The following is a 20011-nucleotide window of genomic DNA, read 5'->3' on the forward strand; positions in this document are numbered from 1 at the left end:
AGTATTACGTTTTAAAAAGTCAACCGTTTTTTGAAAAATCATAAAAGTAATACAAAAGACTTAGCGGCTTAGTGTTCAACTGTCAGCTTTGAATTAAGATTATGCCCATGCTATGCAGCTTATGCCAATTTCGTTCCACTTTTTTCATCTGTCCATTTAAATCCATCTATTTTTTCACTAGTACTGGTATTCGGTTGGCGATCGCATCTTTTTCTCCGTACCTAATTTTCTGTTCAGCCGTTAATTCACCAGACTGCAGCAGATCCCAGTGCGATGCAGCTAAACTTGTTAGCTGAATAAACTCTTCTTGTTTCACACGCTGTTTTACGATGAGATCTCCATTAGAATATCCTTCTAAAAACCCATCTGCCATCCTATGCAATCTGTCTTCAAAACGATCAAACTCATGTTTGGCATAGCGCGGTGTATTAAAAAACGTCGGGAACAGTGTTCGGTAGTTATTTAGAAAGTTGCCTGCTAATGAATCCCCGCTATATAGAATCGGCACTGGATCGATCAGACTTACTCTGCCGTCTATGTGAAGCAATATATTTTCAGGTGATGTATCTTGGTTTGTAAATGTAATGGTTTGCTCATCAATCTCTCTGTTCTTTAAGCAATCTTGAAGATAAACTAGAGCTGTTGGACGTATGGAACCATCATAAGAATCTATAAATCTATTAAAATCATTCACATATTCATCGTTCTCTTCTTTCATAAACTCAGAAACATCTGACTGCAGTTTCCCCTCAATCGTTTTGCCGTTCCATGATAGATAACCAAACCCTTTTAAACCATGTTGAACAGCATTCAAATTTCTGAAGAACTCACCTAATTCCGCGCCTACTTGAAACGCTTCTACAACCGTAAAGTTATCTAGTTTGATTGCCTTTCCTCCATATGACTCAACTGTAAACGTTTTGTCTTTTTCTACATGGTAATTGAAGAATTCTGGACAGATTCCTGGTTTAACTGAGTTAGCCAGTTTGTAGTAAGCTTTTGTTCCAGCATACTCTGCGTAAGAAGCCGCTTCATCAAACTCAATTTTTCTGCCATATGCTTCCGCTTTAGGAAATCGAACGACTACTGGGTCACCTGTACGCAACTGAATGAGATAAGCATAATGCCAAGCCCCTTCGCCTAAGTATTGGAATTGCGTTGGATCTTTAAGCTCTCCCAGTCCGCTTTTTTGCAGAGCATAGTCAATTAAGTCAAATGTCTCTTTCATAAGATGTTCCTCTTTCTATTCTGAAAAATACGTTTTATGAAACACATATTCGGTATCTGTCGAAAAGAATCCTTTTTTCTATTGAAAATTTGTAGGTCTGAAGTCACAGGGAGATGAATGAGGGGCAAGGTACAGAGGTTTGAATTTGAGGGGTTAAGGCGCTCGTATTTTTCATATGGCGCTCGTCCAGCGTGCTTTGACAGCCGCTGGACGAGCTATATTTCCATAAAATCCTTCTTATAGGACCATTGAAAGTCGTTTCTTGATTAATCTACGTATGTTACGATCTCTTCTACTGCTTTTCGTGCCAATTTTTTGGGCTGATCTTGTGGGTGACCTAGTGAAATGACCATATTAATCTGCTTCTCAGATGAAATATCCAAATACTCGCGAATCGCATCTTGAGCTAATAACACAGGACCTGTCATCGGACAAGAACCAAGACCGCGCGCATGTGCGGCTAGCATTAAGTTTTGGATCGCTAGACAGCTGCTCTTAATCCCTTCTTCTTCCCAAACTGATTCTTCCGCAAGCTCGATCGGGTCAAAGATTTTTTCACGGAATTTCGATTCGTAAGGAGTAGCTAAACAGATGATTAACACAGGAGCTCCTGAGAATGCAGTGGCATATGGACCGAACGAACGAGTCAGCAATTTCGCTTCCTTCGTCTTGCCGTTCCCTTCCGCTCTGGCTGCCAGCTTATGAATAGCATCCCACGTCATCTCTTCAATTTTTTTCACTTTATCTTTGTTGCGAATTACGATAAATTCCCATGTTTGTGAGTTTGTATCACTCGGCGCATAGCGAGCGCAATCCATGATCTCATAAATATCTTCTTGAGCTACTGATTCATCCGTAAACTTGCGAACACTTCTTCTTCCATGCACGATTTCTTTAAAATCCTCGTATTTCATGATTGTCTCCTCTGACTCAATGAATGGTATTAACTCCTTGTATTATACAAAAGATTGGAACTCTCTTCAAAACACATAAAAAAACAGCGCTCTATTTTACACTGTTTTCTGTATCCATCTCTTTTTTCGTTTTTATTCTTAAACCAATCAGTGTAAGAGAGATTCCCAATATAATACTGACAATAGTAATTGGAAAGATATTTAGACTCTCTCTTTGGGCATTTAATTTCCCGACGTACGCTTCGAGCAAATATGTACTGATCAGAACAATTATTCCAGCTGTAATCAAACCTGCTTTTACATATGGTTTCATTGTAAAACCACCTTTTCCCTTTTACATTTAGCTTATTCTAGGAAAAAGACAGAATACCTTTTATCTACAAAACTAATCAAGAGACCTCATTTACTTTGGCAAGATTCATTTGCTCCTCTACAAACGAACGAAGTTTATCCTCTTCTTTTTTCTTGATCACGAACTCCACGTATTTGTCACCCGTATGAAAGCGAACCAACCCCCAGCTAGGGTAGCCAGGGTTATCGGCTTGAAGCCCTGTTATCCACTCTACAGAATCAATCTGTTTCCAGTTGTGAAATTTTGTCGCGGATACAACACCTTTTTTACCGATCGCACCTCGCAACATTTGTGTGAAATATAGAAGAATAAGTATAACGATTAAGCAAATCATTAAAATATTTACAGGCATCGAGAGCTTCAGAAAACTAAAGCCTTGCGTTACAAGAATGATAATGATGATTTCATTTGTCCAAAAATTCTTGTGCCTATATTCTCCGCTAAATGACAGCCCATAAACAGGAACAGCTCTTTTTTTATCTTTAAAATTTTTAAAGAGGTAATAACATGCAATGCTGATTACCAATAAAATTAATATAGCAAATAAAACATCTAATACAGTTCCCATCTAAAACACCCCGCATTTCATATACCAGTATAAACGACAAGAATTGGAAAAAGTTTCATAAAAACATAAAAAAAAGACGCTTAAAAATGCTTAGCGTCTAACAAATAATCGGTATGCTTTTATAAAGGCAAGATTGAAAAACACACCTCCTGCTAATCCTGCAATAACATCCAGCATATAATGAATACCCAGTTTCACCCTGCTTACTCCTATCATTATGATAAACACAATATAGCCCGCCACTAACTTAATGTTCTTAGATAAACCGGATAAACTGAGCAGCAAGCTATAAAATGCAGCTGCATTCATGGCATGAGCACTCGGATAACCATATGTACTTGCTTCGACTTTTCTTTCCCATTCAGGAGGCCTTCTTTTAAACAACTGTTTAAGCAAGGTGTTAAACAGTCTGATTCCGATTATATTAAAAAGGATGAACTTGCTCTTATCACGATCACCCGTATTTTTATAGCTAAAAAACAAGATTGTTCCCAATGGAATCGTAAAAAAACCTGATCCAAGCCTAGTGAAAAACAGCATGAAGGGATTTGGAAAAAATTTCGAATCATAAATGGACCGGCTGCACCTTTCATCAAGCGGACGGTATGGATCTTGATTTCTCACAATCGTTAAAACGATAAAAATCATCCCTGTAATCAATAAAACAAGAGTGGATGAAGAAGAAGTTTTCGTTTTTTCATGTCATTCCATCACCTTCGTTATATGTACTGACATTATTTTTTCTAGGGAACCTGTTTCTATACGAAAAAGACACCTCACAAAAGGTGCCTTTTTCTAAATCAAATTATTTTCGCTCTACCATTACGAGAATCTTTCCGTCCTGCAAATCTTGCATGTAGCGTTCTGCATCATCTTTTGTCACGTCCATGTTTAGAAGGATTTCTTTCATATCCTTTTCACCGTCATCAAACATTGATGCAAAAGGTCCAGCCGCAAGAAGTGGTCCAACACCAGGAACCCCAATGCCTGGAACGGCAATGCCGCCTCCAATCCCGGTTAAAAAGCCAGCAATCGTTCCATAAGTGGCGTTATCCACGTCATCATCCATAACTCTTTCTTCTTTAACATGCGTTTCGTCAGCAACACTATCTACCATTTCATCGTCTTTGGCAACAATTGAAATTTCGGATGGATGATAGCCTTTTTCAACAAGTGCTTTGATCGCACCAACTGCTTCTTCTTCTCTTGTGTATGTACCGATAATATCTTTTTTCATTTGGTTTCCCTCCAAACGCTTCTTTACAAGTAGGTTCCCCTGTTGATCACATTTTAAACAGCCGTTAATCCTGTTCGAACCATCCTTTTTTCTTAAACCAAATTGACATAACGATACCTAATAAAACCATAAAGCCAAGTACGTAAAAGTATCCATTTTCAGTTTGAAGTTCGGGCATGTTCACAAAGTTCATTCCGTATAAACCCGCAATAAACGTTAATGGCATGAAGATGGTCGTAATCACTGTTAAAGTTTTCATGATATTGTTCATACGGTACGAGTTTAACGAAATATAATTATCCCGAATATCTGATGTCATCTCTCGAGCTGATGTCATCATGTCTGTTAGTCTTAATAGATGATCGTAAATATCATGAAAGTAAGATCTTTCATCCGCATCCAAACCCACTCGTTTTGACTCAAGCATTCGGTATAAAAGCTCACGCATAGGTACAACAGTTTTCCGTAGCGTCAGCAAATCTCCTCTAATGTCAAAGATCTGATTGATCAGTTTTGGCGCTTCATCATCTTCATTGCTCTCAATGGAAATTACGCGCTCTTCTAACTCATGCATGATTGGAAAATACATATCGACTAGTTTATCCATCAGCTTATGTACGAGTTCATTTTTCCCTAGTTCTGGTGGAACAGTCTCTAATCCTTTTAAATAATTCCACACAAAATCAATCTCTGGAACGCTCGTTTTATGAAAGGTTACAACACTGTTTTTGGTTGTAAAGATATCAACTTCTGTCGCTTCAAGTGTCTTTTGATCCAAAGCATGAACAACATAAAACAAGTGGTCTTCATAAAATTCTATCTTAGGCCGCTGCAAGGCATTTACACAGTCCTCTACTGCAAGTGGATGAAAGTCAAAAAACGAGCGAAGAAGGTTTGTTTCACCTTTAGTAGGACTGTCAAAATCCACCCAGAACCAATCCGGCTGAATCTCATTCAATTGCCTAAATGGCGGATTAATGATTACTTTTTGATCAATGATAGCTATCGTTCGAATCATGAGCAGACCTTCTCTCTCTTTCTCTTTTTATTATCATTTCCATAATCTCTTTAACTTTTTTCAGGTATTTGAAACATTTTACTTGTTGATTTACAGCATTTATCTACAATAAGCGAAGAGCTTTACTTTTTCAATATGAAACAGTACGAGTACTATTTAAATTTAAACTTCACGATTCCCTTTTTCTGTTAAAATAACATTATAGAATGAATCTGGGGAGATAACGATGAAAAAGATAATGATTATAGCATGTAGCTGTATCGCGTTTCTCGTTTCGGGTGTGTCTGTTTACAGTTATATGAACGAAAAAATCGTTACGCGGCGGTAACTGTTGTTCCCGAACAGCGTGATGACCTACCGCTTTATAAAGGATTAGAATTTCAAGAACATAACTATTTGATAAAAGGTAATCACTGGTATGACGTTTACGAATTTTATAAAAAGCAAATGCCTCTTCATGGCTGGAAACTTGTTCATAAACAAGGAATCATAGAAGATTGGGGCGGGTTTATGATGAGTTGGGAAAAGGATGGTAAAGAACTGCATATTGGTGGGGGATGGAATCCTTATGAAAATTCAACAGAAGTTAGGTTTGATCTGAGACCTATCGTTCGAAGCACAAATTGGATTGATTCCGTACCTGGCAGCATTTGTGTTTATGCTAATAAAGAAGCGGATCGTTGCAGCAAAATATCCGATAGAAACAAGATTGAGCAGTTTGTGAAATGGGTTAACGATGAAGCTATTGACAAAGAAGATGCTCCCCTTCAAAAGGATTATGCGATTGTCGAAGTAAACGGAGAAAAAATTGAAATTCATTATGACCCTGAACTCCCCTCTTTTACATTAAAATCTGCTGATGGCCGTAAACAACTCAAACCAGAGCTCTTATTGGAACTTTTGGGAGTAACCGATTTGAAAACAAAATAAAACCTTGGCCACCGTTTTGGCCAAGGTTTTTTCATGCTTCTTTTTGACTGGATTCTAAGAGTGGTTCATACATCATGATCGCATGGTTTTCTGTTACATATTCATCATCTATCTGCTGCTTTTGCCGATTGAACACTTTGCGATGAATTAGATTGTGCCTGAGATAACCACCCCAATAAGCAGGCGTGATCCAATGTTCTTTTTCGTACACTTTGTAGGTTTGGAGTGGTTCTAGCTCCGTGCGCCACTCCCCCACTAGATGAGTATCCGTTAGGTAAAGGTGAAGCTGGTAGTTCTTATCGGTCGTGTTTTTAATCTGCAGATCCAAATAATTATAAGCACACGTTGCTCCGCTGCCGAACGGCTGCGTTCGCTTTGAATCTGGAAAAACATCATAGCTATGCCGATGACGCTCCGTTACGGTTAGCGGTGTGTGCAGCGTCATCCAGTAAATCAAGTTGGACAACTGACAAAGCCCACCACCCGTTCCTTTCTTAAACGTTCCGTAGAACAAAACCATCCCATCCACATAACCCTTTGATCGGGTTGTCGTTCCGATTCGCTTCCAATAGGAAAACGTCTCTCCAGGCTTGACCACGATTCCGTTTAATTCTTCAATGGCAATCTGAAGATTTTTCACTTTATTGTGCTGATACCACATGTCCACGTCTTTCAATTTCCGAAGAAGGATGGTCTGATGCGAAAAACTGACGAAAGGCAGTTTTTCACTGCTTGTGGTTTTTGCATATGTCTTTTCATCGGTGAACCATTCTATGTATCTTTTTAACGTGTAATACTTTTTGCCTAGTGAGATTCGAAATGCCGAACGCCGCTTCGGACGCAGGTCAAAATGGTTCATGCTGTATCCCTTTTGCTCAATTTCAGCGTGGGAAATAAATTGTATGGGGTCAGACCCCATTTCCCACAATCTTCTAATTCTTCATTTACCATTTATTTTCCTTCGTTGTATACGTTATAGTGAGGTTAATGTGATGTGGAATTTTACTTAACAAAATTTATATTTTATGCTGATAATTAGTTTATTAATCGTTGATTCGTTTGGAGGAATTCTTGGATGCTTGACAAATCTTTTTTACAGATGAATACCGTATTTATTAGCATCCTCATTGAAGCACTTCCGTTCGTTCTGATCGGTGTGCTCATTGCTGGTGTTATTCAGATGTTTGTTACAGAAGAAATGGTGGCACGGATCATGCCTAAAAACAAAGTGGCCGCGATCTTGTTTGGTGCTTTCTTAGGAGCGATCTTCCCCGCTTGTGAATGCGGTATCGTTCCGATCACGAGAAGGTTAATCGCTAAGGGAGTTCCTGCTTTTGCTGCCATCCCTTTTATGCTGACAGGACCGATCATCAATCCTGTTGTGTTATTTTCTACTTTTGTCGCATTCGGCAATCAGTGGGATGTCATGATTTATCGAGGCGGTCTTGCCATGATCGTAGCGATACTTGTAGGTATCTTATTAGCTGTTCAGTTTAAAAATGCAAAAGTGCTGAAAAATGAGATTGGTGTAATTACAAATTCACCAGGCAGCATGGAAACAGCTGCAACTGTTTCAGCACCTAAAATCTCTTTTTACAATAAGATTAAAGGGACGTTTGTACATGCAGTGGAAGAATTTTTCTCAGTGGGTAAGTACCTTGTTATCGGTGCGTTAATTGCCGCAAGTATGCAAACGTACGTGAAGACTTCAACATTACTTGAAATTGGACAAGGTGAGGTTTCCTCATCTCTTGTAATGATGGGATTAGCTTTTGTGCTCTCACTCTGTTCAGAAGCCGACGCGTTCATCGCCTCTTCTTTCCAAAGCACCTTTACGCTTGGATCGATCGTTGCGTTCCTTGTGTATGGACCGATGCTCGATATTAAGAACGTGCTGATGATGCTAGCTGCTTTTAAGAAGAAATTCGTTTTAAGTCTGATCGGCTATATTACGGTCCTTGTGCTGCTCGGTTCATTATTTATTTAAGGAGGTGCTTTTCTTTGATACGGATCCTGATACTCATCGGCTTCACTTTTTTGTTCATGCACTTGCATGCGACTGGTGAGATTAGCAAATACATCAACATGAAATATTCGTATATTTCTTTTTCGGCGATATTTATTCTAGGTTTTCTAACACTCGTTCAGTTCTACATCTATGGAAAAAGTGAAGACAGCGAGCATGAACATGATGACTCTTGCACTCCCGATTGCGGGCATAACCATCACAAGAAACCTTCACGTCTAAAAAATATAACAGTAAACAGCATACTCATTTTTCCGATTATATCAGGTCTGTTTTTTCCTATTGCTTCTCTAGATTCCGAGACCGTAAAAACAAAGGGATTCCACTTTAAAGGCCTTGAAAATGAAGGTGACTTTGGAGAGCATCAATTTTTAAAACCTGATACGAGTGTGTATTATGGCAAGGAAAGTTATAACACGATCATGGATCAAGAACTTAAGCCGTTTACAAAAGGCGATACAGTCGTATTAAACGACAAGAATTACTTAAAAGGCATGGAAAGCATCTATTACAAACCAGGTATCTTCCTTGATAAGAAAGTACAATTTACAGGGTTTACGTATAATGCTGAAGATCAATCTAAGAGTAAAAAAATGAATTGTTTCTCCTTCGTTTCGGCATCATTCACTGTATAGCAGATTCTGGAGTATTCGGCATGATGGTGGAGTTTCCCGAAGGCACCTCGTTTCCAAACGATAAGTGGATTGAAGTCGACGGGACCATTGAAACCCAATATTATCAACCATTTAAAGCGGATATTCCTTATGTGAAAGTGAAGAGTTGGAAAGAGATCAAGAAACCAAAAGAAGAATATGTATTTAGAGGATATTAAAAACCGGACCATCAGCGTCCGGTTTTTTTATATATTTTGTGATCTGATTAACTGGACAACAATCTCGCCAAGCTGCCTTCCCAATGACAGACCCTCATCATTATCAACTTTAAAGTGAACGCCTGCATATAATCTCGACATTGCACACTCTTCCATCAACTGGTGGATGCGATACGTTTCCTGTGGAAAATAGTAGCTTAAAATTACCTCCGAACACCCAGCCATAACCGCATGAGCAGAAGGATAGCCCGGAAACCGAGGTGTGAACAATACCGTTTTTAAATTTCGATCGTATTGACAAGGTCTTGCAACATCCCAAAGATATTTAAAGTACCACGTGATCACAAATGCATCGTTAATGGCAGCTTGATAGAAGGCTAAAAATCTAGCCGCTTTCGTCGAGGCAAGACCGTAATTTCCCATCATATTATATACAATGGGCATGGTCTGCTTATTTACCTCACCTGTTGCCCAAACTTGTGCAATCCTGATCTGTTCAGGCGTTATTTGCTGGAGCACTTGTTTTACAAGATAAAGTTCACTTTCCCAATCAACCGTATTAGGATCTTTAATTCTCCATGTGATTGGGTTCCTGAATGGGTCAAAAAATTCTTGCCCTTTTCTCGTAATAAAAAACATCGGCCATGATCCTGCTTCAGGAGTTACTGGAGTTGGGGGATAAGACTCACCTGGGTATGGAATTTCAGACCATCTCAAATAATTTCTCATTTTTGCCCCCTAACACTTTTTATCACCTCATTTTATGAAGCTGGACAAAAACTTTAGAACTATAGGTATATTTTAAGTAGTTAAACAAACATTTTTATCTTAAAACGCTGATTTCAAGAGATTCACGGTACCTTCTGTTTTATGCATTCATATAATGATGTATAGTTGGCCAAGCCATAACCGCTTGCTGCCAGCTTTTTTAAATGGAAGTTGGTGAACGATTTTGAAAAACGTTGAAAAAAATGATGTTTCCTTTATCGTGTCCGACGATGAACAATTCGCTTCTTTTTGGAACGCCGTTTTCCCTAATCACTGGGAAGATTTCACGTTTCAAGTTTTGGATCATTACTTACATCCAGACCGAAATTATTTGGATATCGGTGCCTGGATTGGTCCCACTGCACTTTACGCAGCAAATAAAGCGAAACAAACATTTTGTATAGAGCCAGATCCGGTTGCCTATGCTGAATTGCTCAAAAATATTAAGATGAATTCAGAGATCGAACAAAAAATGATGGCTATAAATAAAGCTTTGTCTTTTAAATCTGGAACGATGAAGCTATATAAAAGAACCCGTTTCGGCGATTCTAGTTCTAGTTTAATTCGTACATTATCGGAGGATTTCCACTCAGTTTCTGTTTGTACGCTTAAAGAACTTCTATCTGATTATGGAATTACAGATTTATCGCTCATAAAAGTTGATATTGAAGGCGGAGAGTATTTACTCGTTCCGGCAATGCGAAAGTACTTAAAACGGTACAAGCCTCCCCTCTACTTATCACTCCACCCTGAATTTTTAAAAAGCTACCTGAAAAAAATGTCCTTCTTCATCTGAAGAAGCCTTGAAAAAGGATTATGAGAAAAGTGTTAAAAGGCTTGTTAGAAGCTTAGACATGTATAACTATATCTATGATTCTTCTAGTCAGAGAATCGATAGAGCTAATCTACTAAAAACACTATTCATTCATGACGATCCAATCGAATTACTTTTTACAACAGAAGAATTTCACAAAAAATAATGGAAATAGGTATTGCTTAGTTGCATGCCTTTTTTATGTATGATTAATGTCCTCTATTCACTGGGCCTGAATTTTGGTATCATTTTCCTTAAAACAAAAGGAGCTGTTGTTGATGACTTCTCTTAAACAATCGTTTAACTTTGTCGCCGATTCTTATGAACAATTCCGTCCTGTTTATCCGACTGAACTGTTCAAAGATATTATTTCTTACTCGAACTTAGATTTGAATGACACACTGTTGGAGATCGGAAGCGGAACGGGAAAGGCCACTGAGGGTTTCTTAAACAGTGGTTACACGAACATCACTTGCATTGAATTTGGAGAAAATCTAGCAGAACTGACTCGGAACAAATTCTCTAATTATCGTGATCTTCAAGTTATTCACTCTGGTTTTGAAGAATGGAACAATCCAGACAACAAGAAATTTAATCTCGTTTTTTCCGGAACGGCATTTCACTTTATTCCTCATGAGAAAGGCTATCGTAAAGTCGCATCTCTTTTAACTGAAGACGAGGTACTTGCTCTCTTTTGGTTCGTTCATGTTGCGTCAGACGAAGCAGTCTATCAATCTATAAGAGAAGTGTACGAAAAGCATGCTCCGCATCTAGATGAACGCAATGTTCCATCCATAGAAGAATTTATAGAAGAGCGCAGTGATCTCACACTACAATCAGGAGAATTTCATGATTTAAAAGTCCATACATATACCTGGGATCAAGCTTATTCCACAGAAGATTATATCGGACTCTTAAACACGCATTCCGGACATCAGGTACTTCCTCCACATCAAAAGAATTTACTTTATCAAGGAATTGAGAAGGTCATTCAGCAGAACGGCGATCAGATCACGAAAAAACATGCTGTAGCGTTGTTTTTAGCAAGGAAAAAATAGGGCTAGTTAATAGTTTTCTATGAGAAGCTCACCGCACGCTTCGCGGACAGATAGCATCCTGGAACGGATATCAATTACTTCATGAGCAACAAGAATCGCAAAAATAATAACCAGCGTCAGCCTAAAAGGTCCTCGCTGGTTATTTCTATGCCTTCCACAATTCCGCCTTCTTTAAGTATTGCTGTAACCCGCCCATTGTTGCGATGTCATGATTGAATATTGGAACATATACTTTGTGCAAATTTATACTACTTGTCTGCCCCTTTCAAATGTACCGTTTTACAAAGATTGAAGTGAATTCTAGGAAAGCAGTACTATTGTTTCGACATTTTAGAGGATATTTATCGATTGAAGGAGAATTATGGGGAAAAGCAAGAAGGGAGGAAAAGAAAATGAGTGAAGTGATCATCCGTCATCTAGTGAAACGTCATTTCACAAAGAAAAATATACAAGATCAGCATCTTCAACAGCTGCTTGTCCATTTTCTTCTTTCAGTCAGGAAAGAAAAACATTAAAAAAGATAAATAAACTGCCATTATATAATTTCTCATTTAATCAAGAGTATCTGGTTTCTCAGGTACTCTTTCTTATTTTTACTATGTTGCTCTTGAAAGTGGTTGATTTCCGCTCCAGGTTGCTTCGCTTTCCGCGGGGCAGGCGTTGAGCCACATTCGTAACGTTTCACTCTTAAGTGTCTCACCTTCCTAGTTGTAGTGGCTAGCCCCTCGAGGTCAAAAGTTAAACGGTCCGTGATGAGCAAAGTGCGCCTTCCTAGCCCATTCACCTTTTGCTTGTCGGGTCTGACCGAGCCACTTCCACTTTTCCGACTGCCCGCCTAAGGAGAGTATACTTGCTCCTGCGTCTACAAGTTAATACTATCGAAGTAAGCTTCCTCGTCGCATGCCTTGCGAGAAGCTTTTCAAGTGGTTGGCACGCACCGTGACGCTCCAACCAACTGTTCAAAGAAGAAAAAAGGATTTGGAAGCAACAAAATTATAGAAAACAGCCTTTAGAAAAAACGCAATTTTTACTTTGTTGCTGAAGAAAGCAGTTAATTTTCGCTCCTGGCTGTTTCAACTTACTATGTAAAAACCAAATACATGAAGGCTTTTTTCGCATTCCCCACTTCGTTACATCACCTTGCTTAAGATTTTCAATGAATGCAGAATCGTATCTCGTTCAAAATCTGAAAGCTGCGAAATACTTTCAGTTAAACGTTTGTTTATCATCGTGTCTATATCTAATGCCGTCTGCACTCCTTTTTCTGTTAAGGTTAGCAAATATATTCTTTTATCCTTAGGATTTTGAGCCTTTTTAACAAGCCCTGCTTTGATCAGAGTTTGTATTTGTCTGCTGAAAGTCGTTAAATCAACTCCGAGAATTTCTGCAGTTTCCTGCATAGACAGCTGAGCGTGTTTATTTATTTCATATAAGATATGACTATGTGCGAGTGTTAAATCAGCTTCAACCATACGGCAGCTGTTTTTCTGTAAACGATCATATTTTCTGCTTAAACTTTGCAACAAACTCCTAACATCCTCCAACAAAAACACCACCTTTTTTCACTATAAGGGATATATCTAAAAATTGAAATAATTATATACCGTCGTTTCAATAGAAATTCTTTAGTATTTTTTTACTAAGGAACTTACTAATGAATGGATGTAAAACTGTTATTTTACTACCAAACTTATCATTTTTAGTACAAAAGTCTCGTTATAGTATTACTTCCTAGGTTTTATTACTTCCTCGATAGGGTAACAAAGAATTATAGAGAAAAAGGAATTTGAGTTGGGGGTATCACTGTATGTACAAAGTGGAGCAGAAACGCAGTAAACTAGGCATTTGGCTCGAACAGCATAATAAAGATACTGACTGGTTAACTCGAACGACTGGTATCGAACGAAAAACAATAGAAGAATTAGCATCGAATCCTAATAAAAATCCAAGAATGATTGCCATCCGCAAAATTTTATATGCTGTAAAAAGAATCGATCCTACTACTAAAGTTAGTGATTTATGGGATATGTAAATGAGAACAAGCCCCCCTTATAAACCTGGGGTGCTTGTTTTTTCTATGCTTAGCGTGTTTTAAGCAAGTCCCCTACTTTCGATTTCATGCATTGAATCACTGTATTTTTATAATTTACTGCTAACAGAATCACTTTTAATCGCTGAAAATGAGAAAGTTCTTTAAATCTTGTATCCTCTTTTATAAAAGCACGAATGATTGAAATGGAGTTGTTACTCATATTTTCGCGAACCCATCCTTTTCCCGCTTTCTTTTGTTCAGCACGAAATAAGCCGTCGAACCAGTACTTCACCCCTGTTTCATTTGAGTGCTCATCTATGATACATAGTGCGTATTTATTTTTTGTGTGTTTCGTTAAAAACTCATAACGGTCATTCCCACAAATAATGCTGAAATCATTATTTTTTCTTTTTTACAACAAGCATATACATGCAGTCCCACATTCTATTTCTAAGCTTCTTTACATGTTCTGTTATCTTAATGGTAAGATTCGGTTTAATCTTATCCAGTGGAATATATTGTACGTTCAACTTCATTTTCATCCTCCTCTTTTCTTAGGGAGTCGGCATGTGTTTAGTATATGAAGGGTAGCGGGCAAATGGTGCCTATAATTAAAAAAGCCACCCTTCACCGTGTTCAATAACGAAACACAGTGTTGAGTGACTAACAATTATTTATGCTGCTTTATTTTTCCGAATAAAATTACGAATGTCGCGGTTGCCAATAAACTTCTTAGACTGTTCATCCCAAAGCTTAAACGTTAAAGATTTTAAGCTAGTTAGAAGAGTAAGGGTTGGTACATCTTGAAGTCGAGGATCGCTTTTATGCGCTTTCTCCAAATGATAATTTGGCACTCGAGAGTTCAAGTGATGTACATGGTGGAATCCGATGTTTCCTGTAAACCACTGCAAAACTTTTGGAAGCTTGTAGAAAGAACTACCTTTTAAAGCCGCTTCTACATAGTTCCACTTTTCGTTATGTTCAAAGTAACCATCTTCAAACTGATGCTGTACGTAAAACAGCCATACTCCTGAAAATGTTGCGATGTAGAAAATCGGCAGCTCTACTAATAAAAATGCTTTCCAGCCGATGGCAAATCCAACAATTAATACAATTGTTACTAAGGCAACATTCGTTAACCATACGTGCACTTTTTCTTTTTTAGAAGCATTTTTCGCATTAAAACGGTAATCAATCAAGAAAATATACAATGGTCCGATTAAGAAGAGTACAATCGGATTTCGATATGTTCGATATTGCAATCTCTTAAACCAAGAAGCATCTGCATATTCTTGCAATGTCATCGTCCAAACATCACCAACACCGCGCTTCTCTAAGTTTCCGTTTGTAGCATGGTGTGTAGCATGGCTATTCTTCCATTGTTCATAGGAACAAAATGTGAATAGACCTGTGAATATGCCTACGATTTGATTGGCTTTACGGCTTTTGAAAAAGGAATAGTGTGTGCAATCATGAAAAATGATAAATGTTCGAACTAAGAAACCTGCTGCTGGAACTGCACAAAGAAGTGTTAACCAAAAAGATATATTTAAACTCAAGTAAGCAAGAACCCATAAGATAATGAATGGTCCTACTGAATTAATTAACTGCCAAACACTTGCTGAAATACGCGGGCGCTCAAACGGCGCTAGTTTTTTCTTCCATTCTCGAATGTCATACTTCGAATGTTCGCTCATTGAATCAGTCTCCTTTATGTCACATCTTAATCATCTTAACACATATTATGTATTTAGCATCCTCTATATTTGTCGAATTAGGAACTTATTATATGACTTGGTACTAAAATCACACAAAAAACCGGTCCCTTTTAAAACAGGACCGGTTTAAATCTTTTTTATTTCTTACTTTTTCTTTTTCTCGTTGATATAAAGTTTACCTGCTGCTCTCTCTGTTGTTTTATTGCCATAGTCATCTGATGCGATTACTTCTACTACAGCTCCAGCCGCCTTCATGTTAGAAGTAGCTGTGTAATAGCCTTCATAATGACCTTCTGACGTTTCACGCATCGGCAGTTCTGTTGCGTTTGCCAATCCGCCTGCATTTGTGAGAGGCATATGGATTACAAACACCGTATCCAATCCAGGCTCACTGTCGAACTCAATTTTTACAGACTCTCCGCTCTTCAGCTCTTTGTCAGTATCAGGCTTTAAGTTTGTAATAACAGGAGCTTCAAATTTGGCATAAACTTTAACGGTCTTCGCTTGACGATTACCTGCCTTATCAAGAGCTACCACCTTTATTATATTTTCGCCTTCATTTAAAAGCATACGGTGGCTAAAGTTTCCTTCTGCATCCACTTTAGCTTTTTGACCGTTTACTTTTACCCAATCGAGGTTGGCTTCATCTGCTTTACCCGTTACTGTTACAGCTTCACGATTCGTTTTCAAACCATCCGCTGGTGCAGTAATGCTCAATTTAGGTTTTGTTTGATCGAGTGTAACGGTTACTGGAGCTGATTCATCAGTCGAACCTTGCTCTGTAACTGCCTTCGCTGTAAGCGTGTTGGCACCATCTTCAAGCGTTATAGTACTTGAGAAAGTCCCTTCATCCGTTGTCTCAGCACTCGCTACTTTATCTCCATTATTGTAAATATCAACTGTTGTCGTTGGAGCAGCTGTACCGGATACCGTAACGTTCTCAACGTTTGTAAACGATCCATCTGCAGGAGAAGTGATGACTGGTGCAGTTACTTCATAATTTACTGTTGCACGAATCATGTAGTTTCCTTCATCTTCTGGTGACTGTGACCATGCCCCGCTTAAGCTCTGATAGCTTCGGCCAGACCATGTTCCACTCTCATCAGTTGCAAGCCCTGGTGTGTTAGGATTCGCAAACGTTTGAATGTAGACCATGTAGAAATCACCTTCTACCATAATTCCATGCTGACTTAAATCAACATGTGTCCATTCACCGTTACGAAGTGCTGTAGCATCAAATGGCCCTGCAAGCTTGTTGCCTGGCGTTCCATCTGGTCCGCTTGCGTCATACACAGCTACTTGGAATGCTGTTCCGCCTGGTACTGGCCATTCCGTATCCCAGAATCGGAACAATCCGCCTGTTACAGCAGCTTTTTCATTTCCAGCCGCTAGAGACATCTTAACGGCCCACGCGTTTCCTGCTGCGTTCCATGCGCGAGCATTTTCAGCTGTACCATCGTCATAGCCGATCTCGCCTGGATATCCGATGAAAGGTTTTAACTCAATGTTTTGTTCTGTTGTTTCTCCACCTGAAATCGTAACAGAAAGTTCTTGTCCGTAATAGGAAGGTGCCAGAACTTTCAGTGTGTACTCCCCTTCGTACGCATTGATTTCATATGAACCGTCTTCATTCGTTTGAACCGGTGCGATTGCCGCATCTTCCATGAGCATTACGGTAGCTCCTGCAACTGGCTCACCCGTTACTTCATTTGTAATCGTACCTGAAAGTGTACCTCTAGGAATCTCTTCTAATGTAAAATTAGCTCTTGCTGTTCCATCTGCTTCTAGATTAATTGTTTGAGAAGCTGAACGGAATCCATAAGCTTCAGCTTGAACAGTATATGTTCCTGCAGCATGCGTTAAGCCGTAAGATCCGTCTTGAGGATTCGTATAAACAGATCGTCCCGTTTCAAGAACACTTACTTCAGCACTCATTGGAAGCGCCATTGGAGCTCCTTCATCTTTTGAAGGTTCTTTTGATGCTGATGGTTTTTCCGGGATAATCTTCGCCGGATCTACCTTTGGCTTTGCTTGATCAGAAGTGGATGGCTCAAGTGCCGGTGCAGCTGCAACTGCTGGCACTAAAGGCTGATCATGCAGTTTCACATCATCTAAATACCATCCTGCTTTTACAACAGAACTGTCAGACGTTACGTTGAACGCCACATAGATACGCTGCCCTGCATATTCACTTAGATTTACCTCACCGTCTATCCAACCTCCAGAAGTGGAGTTGACGCGTAGTTTTTGCGTCCAGTTTTCCATATCGGTAGAGACAAATACATGTCCGTAGTCATAGTTACGCTCTAAATCATGCCACTGTTTGAACTGAAGGTATGTGTTTCCTTCAGGTAGATCTACTGGAGGCATAACGAGTGTCATGTTAGCGCTGTTCACATAGTTTCCTGCCAGGTTAGTAGCATAAACTTTTTGACCAGAGAATGCTGCGCCTGGTCCGCTTGTTGGTACACCATGCTGCCAGCTATTGTTTGCTCCAAAGGAAGTCCAGCCTGTTGGAGTACCTTCAAAATCTTCATTGTACCCAGCCGAAATTCCTGGCAGAAGTGTTACAGTATAATTGTCCGTTGAAACGTTATTGCCTCCAAAATCGATTGCTGTCCATTTGTATACGATTGAATCGCCTGTTAACGCTGAGCCTGGGATTGAAGCCGTGTACGTACCAGACTTGTAGTCTCCACCTGTACGTTCTGCTGCTACATCCGTCCAACTTCCATCTGCGTTTTGGTAGCTTAATGAAACAGAAGTGACACTAATGTTGTCAGATACGTCTGCGGCCAGATTTAACGGCATCTCTTTGTAAGACTCGGAAGGAGCTTCATGAGTAATAGCTGGTCCTTCAGAATCTTCCCCTTCTTTTGTAACTGTTCCTTCAATTCTTCCAAGCCCGGTTACAACAGAAGATACGGCTGTAAAAGCATTTACGAGTCCGTGACCGTAACCATTGTTAGGTGATTGAGGGAAGGTTGAGTCTGTTAGAGGTGTTGCTGATGTTAATAAAATCTCTTCTAACTCTTCAACTGTTAAACTAGCATCTGCTTGCTTAAGCAGCGCTACAACAGCTGATACGTGTGGACCCGCCATCGATGTTCCGTTCCATCCGCCTTCATAAGCACTTCCCGGAACTGAAGATCGAATATTTACTCCTGGTGCAGATATTTCAGGTTTTGTTTGATTGTATGGTGAAGGTCCTTGAAGAGAGAAACTAGCGAGACTGTTATTTATGTCTGTCGCTCCAGTTGCAAAAGATTCAGGGTAGTTTGCTGGATTTGCTACTGATCCAGGTCCACCAGGATTAGTCATTGTTGTGTTTCCAGCAGAGAACTCTGGAAAGATTTCAGCTGCACGCCAAGCCGTTACCATCGGTCTGTACCATTCATCAAGTCCGCGGCCGCCACCCCATGAGTTATTAACAACGTCTGGTGCTTTTTCTGGATGTGGATTTCCTTGTGCGTCTTTTGGAGCTAAAATCCACTCACCGGCTTCAAGCAGATCCGCATCTGTCCCACCTGATGGAGAGAATGCTTTAACGGCAATGAATTTTGCACCTGGTGCAACACCGATCTGATTGGCACCATTCGGTTCTGAACCAACCATTGTTCCAGTAACGTGCGTTCCATGTCCATGATCATCATATGGCGCTGATTGTCCACCAACTGCGTCAAACCAGTTATATTGATGATCTGGAGAATTTGGATTTTGAGGATTGTAACCGCGATATTTTTCTTTTAATGCTGGATGATTCCATTGAACACCAGTATCAATGGACGCAACAACTGTTCCTGATCCATCGATTCCCATATCCCAAACGGCAGGTGCACCGACACGATCGATATTCCATTCTATAGATGCTATATTATTTTTTGATTCAACTTGCAAGTCTGCTTTTGGTTTCTCTGGAATCTTTACTGAACTTACAGGCTGAATGAGTTGTCTTGTTTCATTTGGGAGAACTTTTTCGACTTCAGGAAAAGCAGCAATGTCTTCCATGACTTCCTTTGTTGCTGTAACGGCCATTCCGTTTACAACATAAAAGGATTGAATCTTTTCTGCCTTGCCTGCTTTTTCTTGTTTTTCTAAGTATTTTTTAGTGTGCTGCTGTGTTTCAAGCGCCGTAGCGCGAAGTGTGGAAACAACCGTGGAACGTTTCATAAGTTTAGATTGTTTTGCAGATAGCTTTTGAGACTTTGCTTCTTTATCTGCTTTTTTGGCTACTGCTGTGGTATCCACTTGCTCTTTAAACTTAATAAGGAATGAAACTTTATCTTTTTTATCAAACTGCTCTTTTACTTTTTTGGAAACCTTGCTTTTTGTACCTGCTAGTGCGGCCTCTTTTGCTGACGTAGAAGCTTTTCCTTTTGTTGCGGCATTAACTTGAGACGGGAACAACATTGGAACAATCATTAAAAAAACTAAAAATACGGAAAGCCAACGTACTTTTCTTCGTTTTTTACTCATGTTAATTTTCCCTCCCTAATCTTTTTTGTTTTGGCAGATC

Annotated in this window: 21 protein-coding genes and 1 pseudogene; 7 read left to right on the plus strand and 15 right to left on the minus strand. The window is 39.3% G+C overall.

The annotated features are described in order from the left end of the window. Positions 1 to 166: 166 nt before the first annotated feature. The 7 genes from ACEWFH_RS18670 to corA form a co-directional block, all read right to left on the minus strand. Complete coding sequence (locus ACEWFH_RS18670) at positions 167 to 1228, minus strand: hypothetical protein (RefSeq protein WP_473725217.1); 1062 nt, start codon at positions 1226 to 1228, stop codon at positions 167 to 169. 266 nt (positions 1229 to 1494) lie between these two features. Next, positions 1495 to 2142: a nitroreductase family protein gene (locus ACEWFH_RS18675; protein WP_289496714.1), complete on the minus strand. Its 648-nt coding sequence runs from the start codon at positions 2140 to 2142 to the stop codon at positions 1495 to 1497. Positions 2143 to 2233: 91 nt separating this feature from the next. Beyond that, entirely contained in the window at positions 2234 to 2455 is a 222-nt protein-coding gene (locus ACEWFH_RS18680; protein WP_473725218.1) for a hypothetical protein, read from the minus strand. A 76-nt stretch (positions 2456 to 2531) separates the two neighbouring features. Next, positions 2532 to 3062: a hypothetical protein gene (locus ACEWFH_RS18685; RefSeq protein WP_473725219.1), complete on the minus strand. Its 531-nt coding sequence runs from the start codon at positions 3060 to 3062 to the stop codon at positions 2532 to 2534. Positions 3063 to 3152: 90 nt separating this feature from the next. Further along, positions 3153 to 3710, minus strand: a complete 558-nt coding sequence (locus ACEWFH_RS18690; protein ID WP_473725220.1) for a phosphatase PAP2 family protein — start codon at positions 3708 to 3710, stop codon at positions 3153 to 3155. Positions 3711 to 3867: 157 nt separating this feature from the next. Continuing rightward, on the minus strand, positions 3868 to 4299 hold the full coding sequence (locus ACEWFH_RS18695; protein ID WP_473725221.1) for a YflT domain-containing protein: 432 nt from the start codon (positions 4297 to 4299) through the stop codon (positions 3868 to 3870). A gap of 64 nt (positions 4300 to 4363) precedes the next feature. Further along, on the minus strand, positions 4364 to 5317 hold the full coding sequence (gene corA / locus ACEWFH_RS18700; protein WP_473725222.1) for a magnesium/cobalt transporter CorA: 954 nt from the start codon (positions 5315 to 5317) through the stop codon (positions 4364 to 4366). A gap of 396 nt (positions 5318 to 5713) precedes the next feature. Between corA and ACEWFH_RS18705 the strand changes: the two genes are divergently transcribed. Then, the gene (locus ACEWFH_RS18705; RefSeq protein ID WP_473725223.1) at positions 5714 to 6247 is read left to right on the plus strand and encodes a hypothetical protein; all 534 of its coding nucleotides are present in this window, start codon (positions 5714 to 5716) and stop codon (positions 6245 to 6247) included. A 31-nt stretch (positions 6248 to 6278) separates the two neighbouring features. Here ACEWFH_RS18705 and ACEWFH_RS18710 read toward each other — a convergent pair whose 3' ends face one another. Then, positions 6279 to 7106, minus strand: coding sequence for a VanW family protein (locus tag ACEWFH_RS18710; protein ID WP_473725224.1), 828 nt, complete (start codon positions 7104 to 7106; stop codon positions 6279 to 6281). A 216-nt stretch (positions 7107 to 7322) separates the two neighbouring features. Between ACEWFH_RS18710 and ACEWFH_RS18715 the strand changes: the two genes are divergently transcribed. Further along, positions 7323 to 8234, plus strand: coding sequence for a permease (locus tag ACEWFH_RS18715; protein ID WP_473725225.1), 912 nt, complete (start codon positions 7323 to 7325; stop codon positions 8232 to 8234). 14 nt (positions 8235 to 8248) lie between these two features. Continuing rightward, positions 8249 to 9105: pseudogene (locus ACEWFH_RS18720) on the plus strand (TIGR03943 family putative permease subunit). A gap of 27 nt (positions 9106 to 9132) precedes the next feature. On the opposite strand, the gene ACEWFH_RS18725 reads toward ACEWFH_RS18720, so the two are convergent. Next, complete coding sequence (locus tag ACEWFH_RS18725) at positions 9133 to 9834, minus strand: vanadium-dependent haloperoxidase (protein ID WP_473725226.1); 702 nt, start codon at positions 9832 to 9834, stop codon at positions 9133 to 9135. 223 nt (positions 9835 to 10057) lie between these two features. Here ACEWFH_RS18725 and ACEWFH_RS18730 point away from each other — a divergent pair, with 223 nt between their 5' ends. The 3 genes from ACEWFH_RS18730 to ACEWFH_RS18740 all read left to right on the plus strand — a co-directional run bounded on the left by ACEWFH_RS18730 (position 10058) and on the right by ACEWFH_RS18740 (position 12260). Next, entirely contained in the window at positions 10058 to 10669 is a 612-nt protein-coding gene (locus tag ACEWFH_RS18730; RefSeq protein ID WP_473725227.1) for an FkbM family methyltransferase, read from the plus strand. A gap of 296 nt (positions 10670 to 10965) precedes the next feature. After that, positions 10966 to 11745, plus strand: a complete 780-nt coding sequence (locus ACEWFH_RS18735) for a methyltransferase domain-containing protein (RefSeq protein ID WP_473725228.1) — start codon at positions 10966 to 10968, stop codon at positions 11743 to 11745. Between the two features lie 392 nt (positions 11746 to 12137). Further along, positions 12138 to 12260, plus strand: a complete 123-nt coding sequence (locus ACEWFH_RS18740; RefSeq protein WP_473725229.1) for a hypothetical protein — start codon at positions 12138 to 12140, stop codon at positions 12258 to 12260. Positions 12261 to 12292: 32 nt separating this feature from the next. On the opposite strand, the gene ACEWFH_RS18745 is transcribed toward ACEWFH_RS18740, so the two are convergent. Beyond that, positions 12293 to 12505, minus strand: a complete 213-nt coding sequence (locus ACEWFH_RS18745) for a hypothetical protein (RefSeq protein ID WP_473725230.1) — start codon at positions 12503 to 12505, stop codon at positions 12293 to 12295. Positions 12506 to 12875: 370 nt separating this feature from the next. After that, positions 12876 to 13271: a MarR family winged helix-turn-helix transcriptional regulator gene (locus ACEWFH_RS18750; RefSeq protein WP_473725231.1), complete on the minus strand. Its 396-nt coding sequence runs from the start codon at positions 13269 to 13271 to the stop codon at positions 12876 to 12878. A gap of 281 nt (positions 13272 to 13552) precedes the next feature. On the opposite strand from ACEWFH_RS18750, the gene ACEWFH_RS18755 reads away from it, so the two are divergent. After that, positions 13553 to 13777 (plus strand): XRE family transcriptional regulator, encoded by a 225-nt coding sequence (locus tag ACEWFH_RS18755; RefSeq protein WP_473725232.1) that lies wholly within the window; start codon positions 13553 to 13555, stop codon positions 13775 to 13777. Between the two features lie 49 nt (positions 13778 to 13826). Here ACEWFH_RS18755 and ACEWFH_RS18760 read toward each other — a convergent pair whose 3' ends face one another. The 4 genes from ACEWFH_RS18760 to ACEWFH_RS18775 form a co-directional block, all read right to left on the minus strand. Then, positions 13827 to 14069 (minus strand): hypothetical protein, encoded by a 243-nt coding sequence (locus tag ACEWFH_RS18760; protein WP_473725233.1) that lies wholly within the window; start codon positions 14067 to 14069, stop codon positions 13827 to 13829. A gap of 106 nt (positions 14070 to 14175) precedes the next feature. After that, a complete protein-coding gene (locus ACEWFH_RS18765; RefSeq protein ID WP_473725234.1) occupies positions 14176 to 14313 on the minus strand; it encodes a hypothetical protein in 138 nt (45 codons plus the stop codon). Positions 14314 to 14451: 138 nt separating this feature from the next. Further along, positions 14452 to 15474, minus strand: a complete 1023-nt coding sequence (desA, locus tag ACEWFH_RS18770) for a Delta(5) desaturase DesA (RefSeq protein WP_473725235.1) — start codon at positions 15472 to 15474, stop codon at positions 14452 to 14454. Between the two features lie 165 nt (positions 15475 to 15639). Further along, positions 15640 to 19971 carry a S8 family serine peptidase gene (locus ACEWFH_RS18775; RefSeq protein WP_473725236.1) on the minus strand — a complete coding sequence of 1444 codons (4332 nt, stop codon included), beginning with the start codon at positions 19969 to 19971 and terminating at the stop codon, positions 15640 to 15642. Positions 19972 to 20011: the final 40 nt, after the last annotated feature.

The organism is Fictibacillus sp. EA-CB0309, from assembly GCF_055814265.1.